The sequence below is a fragment of the uncultured Oscillibacter sp. genome, from assembly GCF_910584465.1.
Taxonomy (GTDB): Bacteria; Bacillota; Clostridia; order Oscillospirales; family Oscillospiraceae; genus Oscillibacter.
Window position 1 is genome coordinate 1 of record NZ_CAJUBK010000112.1, and the last position, 4,163, is coordinate 4,163.

Sequence of the window (4,163 nt, forward strand, 5' to 3'; positions counted from 1 at the left end):
CTCTCGTAACTCTCTTCCTTCCCGTCGAGGAAGTCTTCTCTACTTTTTTGACGCTTCGAGGCGCACCGCAGCACAGCGGTGCGCCTGTCCCTTTTCGCCCGGGATCCATCGGTCATGAGGCGGGACATACGTCTATCCGGGATCTTGCGGCGTCCGCGTTCATGGATGGCCCGGCCGGCCTACGGCGGAGATGCCGGGAGCCCCCTGCGTCTTGGGCGGTGCAGGGGACTGCGCCGCGGGGACTGCCGGAGCTCCCAAGGCGGCTCCGGGGGCGCGGGCGCCTCCGCCATCCGCCCCCGCACCTGGGACGGCCCCGCCTCCGGCCCGGAGACGGCATGCAGGTCTACCCCTCCTGCCGGGAGGGATGACACCAGCAGCCGGTCTCGTGATCGTTGACCACGCCCACGGCCTGTAGGAACGAATAGACGATGACGGTCCCTACGAACCCCATCCCCCGGCGCTTCAAGTCCGCCGAGATCCGGTCAGACAGCTCGCTACTGGCCCGGACCTCATCGTCCGTGTTCAGGACGGTCCGCCCGTCCGTGAAGCCCCAGAGATAGCGGTCGAAGGAGCCGAACTCCTCCTGGATCTCCAGGAACACCTTCGCGTTCCGGACCGCCGCCTGGATCTTGCGCCGGTTGCGCACGATGCCGGGATCCGCCATCAGCGCCTCCAGTTCCTCGGGGCCGTACCCGGCCACGAGCACAGGATCGAAGCCGTCAAAGGCCCGCCGGAACGCCTCCCGCTTCTTCAAGATCGTGATCCAGGACAGTCCCGCCTGGAAGCCCTCCAGGATCAGCATCTCGAAGAGCTTCCGGTCGCTGTGCTCCGGCCTCCCCCATTCCCGGTCGTGATAGGCGGTATAGAGCTCAGAGGCCGGATCGGCCCAGCGGCAGCGCCGCAGTCCCATATGTCATCCCCCGCTTCCTGAGGCCATTATACAGCATCCCGGCAGATCGCGCAAGGGAGAAAGCCCCGTCATCCCCGCTCCGTCCTCAAAAGGATCGACCGCCGGGTACCGCGGACAGCTCCCGCACGTCTATGGGACATACCTGCTCCACGGAGCCGGGAGGACCGGGAGCACGTGGGATCCGCGTGCGCCTCCCCGTCAGCCCTGGCCATAGTAGGCCCCGGGGCCGTGCTTGCGGAGATAGTGCTTATCCAGCAGCTCCTGCTGCATGGCCCCCAGGCCCGGCGTCAATACCATGGCGTGGAAGTCCATGAAGGCGCATTCCTCCAGCACCACGGCGTTGTGCACCGCGTTGAAGGGGTCCGTGCCCCAGGCGAAGGGCCCGTGGCTATGGACCAGCACCGCCGGGATCTGGGCCGGGTCCAGGCCCCGCTCCCGGAAGGTCTCGATGATGACGTTCCCCGTCTCCCATTCGTAGCGCCCGGCGATCTCCTCCGGTGTCATCTCCCGGGTGCAGGGGACCTCGCCGTAGAAGTAATCCCCCTGGGTGGTCCCCTGGGCCGGGATCCCCTTCCCCGCCTGGGCGAAGGAGGTGGCCCAGCGGCTGTGGGTGTGGACGATGCCGCCCAGGGCCGGGAACGCCTTGTACAGCGCCAGGTGGGTATCCGTGTCGCTGGAGGGCTTGTAGCGGCCCTCCACCCGCTCCCCGGTCTCCAGGCTCACCACCACCATGTCTTCGGGCCCCATCTCATCGTACTCCACGCCAGAGGGCTTGATGACCATCAGGCCCTGTCCCCGGTCGATGCTGGAGACGTTGCCCCACGTGAAGGTGACCATGCCGTATCTTGGCAGCAGCAGGTTCGCCTCGCAGACCTGCTTTTTCAATCCTTCCAACATAATATGTACCTCCTCAACAGCCCAGGGGCCGCCCTCGGGCGGCCCCTGTAGGCGTTCATTTCAGCTTCCAGGCCAGGTCGGAGAGGAACAGGTCGTGTTCCAGCCCCTCCACCGTGGTGTCCTTGGTGATGTGGACGAACTCGATGTCCATCATATTGGCCCAGTCCTTCATCTGCTCCGCCGTCACGTCGTAGCTCAGGACCGTGTGGTGGGCCCCCCCGGCGGTGATCCAGCACTCCACGCCGGTGGTCAGGCTGGGCTCCGCCTGCCACATGACCCGCGCGACAGGCAGGTTGGGCATGGGCAGGATGGGCTTGACGCAGTGGATATCCTGGCAGACGAGGCGGAGCCGCCCGCCCATGTCGATGAGGCTGACCACGATGGCGTCGCCGGGCTTGCCCTCGAACACCAGCCGGGCCGGGTCTCCCCGGTCCCCGATGCCCAGGGGGTGGACCTCGATCCGGGGCCGGTCCGCCGCTACGGAGGGGCAGACCTCCAGCATGTGGGCCCCCAGGCTGTGCTCCTGTCCCTTCACCAGATGATAGGTGTAGTCCTCCATGAAGGCGGAGGCCCCGTTGCCGCCCTCGCCCATGGCCTTCAGGATGGCGGTCATGGCGGAGACCTTCCAGTCGCCCTCGCCGCCGTAGCCGTAGCCCTGGGCCATCAGGTCCTGGCTGGCAAGGCCCGGGAGCTGCTCCATGCCCCAGAGGTCCTGGAAGGTGTTGGAGAAGGCCAGGCACCCTTCCGCGTCCATCATCTTCTTCATGGCGACCTCTTCCCGGGCCTGGTAGCGCACCTGGTCCACCCGGTCGGTGGCCATGTCGTACCGTTCGGCGTAGCGGGCCATCTGCGCGTCAATCTCCGCCTCGGTGACGGCGTCCATGACCTTCACCAGGTCGCCCACGGCCCAGGTGTTCACCTGCCAGCCGAGCTTGGCCTGGACCTCCACCTTGTCGCCCTCGGTGACGGCGACCTCCCGCATGTTGTCGCCGAAGCGCATGACCTTCATGGACTTGGAGACCGCCGCGCCCACGGCGGCTTTCATCCAGCTGCCGATGCGGGCCCGGACGTCCTCGTCCTGCCAGAACCCGGCGATGACCTTCCGGGGCCTGCGCAGGCGGGCCCCGATGAAGCCGTGCTCCCGGTCGCCGTGGGCGGCCTGGTTCAGGTTCATGAAGTCCATGTCGATCTCCTCATCGGGGATCTCCCGGTTGTACTGGGTGGCGAAGTGGCACCAGGGCTTCTGGAGGTCCGCAAGGCCGTTGATCCACATCTTGCTGGGGCTGAAGGTGTGGCACCAGGTGACGATCCCGGCGCAGGAATCGTCGTAGTTGGCCTCCCTGCAGACCTGGGCGATCTCCTGGTTGGTCTTGGCGGTGACCTTGTAGACCAGGGGATAGGGCAGCGCCGCGCTCAGCTCCTCCGCCATCTCGGCGGCCCGGGCGGCGACGGTGTCCAGCACCTCCGGGCCGTAGAGAAACTGACTGCCGACGACGAACCAGAACTGATATCGTTTCATAGATGTTCCTCCTTACAGGTGTTCCACAGCGGCCCGCTCCACCTCGAGCAGAGCCTTGTACCGCCGGATGTAGGTATCGAAGCCCTCGGCCAGGGCGGCGCTGGGCCGGATGGTGGTCCCGGCGGCGCCCGCGAAGACCCGTCCGGCCAGGAAATCCTCCAAGGGCTCGCCCTCCGCCCCCCGCAGCATATACGCGGCAAGCAGGGCCATGCCGTAGGGCCCGCCCTCCCCGGCCGTCTCCATGCAGGTGACCGGGGCATTGCAGGCGGCGGCCAGGTAGCTCTGGCCCACCACCGGGGTCTTGAACAGGCCGCCGTGGCCCGTCAGGGAGTCGATGGCCACGCCCTCTCCCGCCAAAATGTCCATGCCGATCTTCAGCGTGGCCATAGTGGCGTAAAGCTGGGCCTTGAAGAAGTTCGCCAGGGTGAACCTGGCCTCCGGGGCCCGGGCCGTCAGGGGACGGCCCGCGTCCATGTGGGTGACGCCCTCCCCGGCCAAATAGTTGCACACCAGTACGCCGCCGCAGTCCGCCTCTCCTTCCAGGCTCTTTTCGTAGAGCTTGGTATAGAGCTCGCCGGCGGAGGGATCCGCCCCGAACAGCCGGGCGGCCTCCCCCAGGACCCCCACCCAGGCGTTGGTGTCGTTGGTGCAGTTGTTGCAGTGGACCATGGCGACGGGGGCCCCGGCGGGGGTGGTCACCAGGTCGATCTCCTCATAGACCTTTCCAAGAGGCTTTTCCAGCACCACCATGGAGAAGATGGAGGTCCCGGCGGAGACGTTGCCCGTCCGGGGGGCCACGGCGTTGGTGGCGGTCATGCCGGTGCCCGCGTCCCCCTC

The 4,163-nt window shown here is 67.0% G+C and carries 4 protein-coding genes; all 4 read right to left on the reverse strand.

Annotated features, from left to right (window positions below; translation table 11 throughout):
• Positions 1-343: 343 nt before the first annotated feature.
• A complete protein-coding gene (locus QZ332_RS13260; protein WP_295766296.1) occupies positions 344-910 on the reverse strand; it encodes a DNA-3-methyladenine glycosylase I in 567 nt (188 codons plus the stop codon).
• Between the two features lie 198 nt (positions 911-1,108).
• On the reverse strand, positions 1,109-1,807 hold the full coding sequence (locus tag QZ332_RS13265) for an L-ribulose-5-phosphate 4-epimerase (protein ID WP_295766298.1): 699 nt from the start codon (positions 1,805-1,807) through the stop codon (positions 1,109-1,111).
• Between the two features lie 55 nt (positions 1,808-1,862).
• Positions 1,863-3,326, reverse strand: coding sequence for an L-arabinose isomerase (araA, locus tag QZ332_RS13270; protein WP_295766300.1), 1,464 nt, complete (start codon positions 3,324-3,326; stop codon positions 1,863-1,865).
• A 12-nt stretch (positions 3,327-3,338) separates the two neighbouring features.
• Positions 3,339-4,163 (reverse strand): FGGY-family carbohydrate kinase (locus QZ332_RS13275; protein ID WP_295766302.1); only part of this gene is annotated, 825 nt, incomplete at its 5' end.

Excerpts from the sequence above, each read along its gene's own strand:
- QZ332_RS13260 (WP_295766296.1), bottom strand. The coding sequence starts at position 910 with ATGGGACTGCGGCGCTGCCGCTGGGCCGATCCGGCCTCTGAGCTCTAT.
- QZ332_RS13265 (WP_295766298.1), bottom strand. The coding sequence starts at position 1,807 with ATGTTGGAAGGATTGAAAAAGCAGGTCTGCGAGGCGAACCTGCTGCTG.
- araA (WP_295766300.1), bottom strand. The coding sequence starts at position 3,326 with ATGAAACGATATCAGTTCTGGTTCGTCGTCGGCAGTCAGTTTCTCTAC.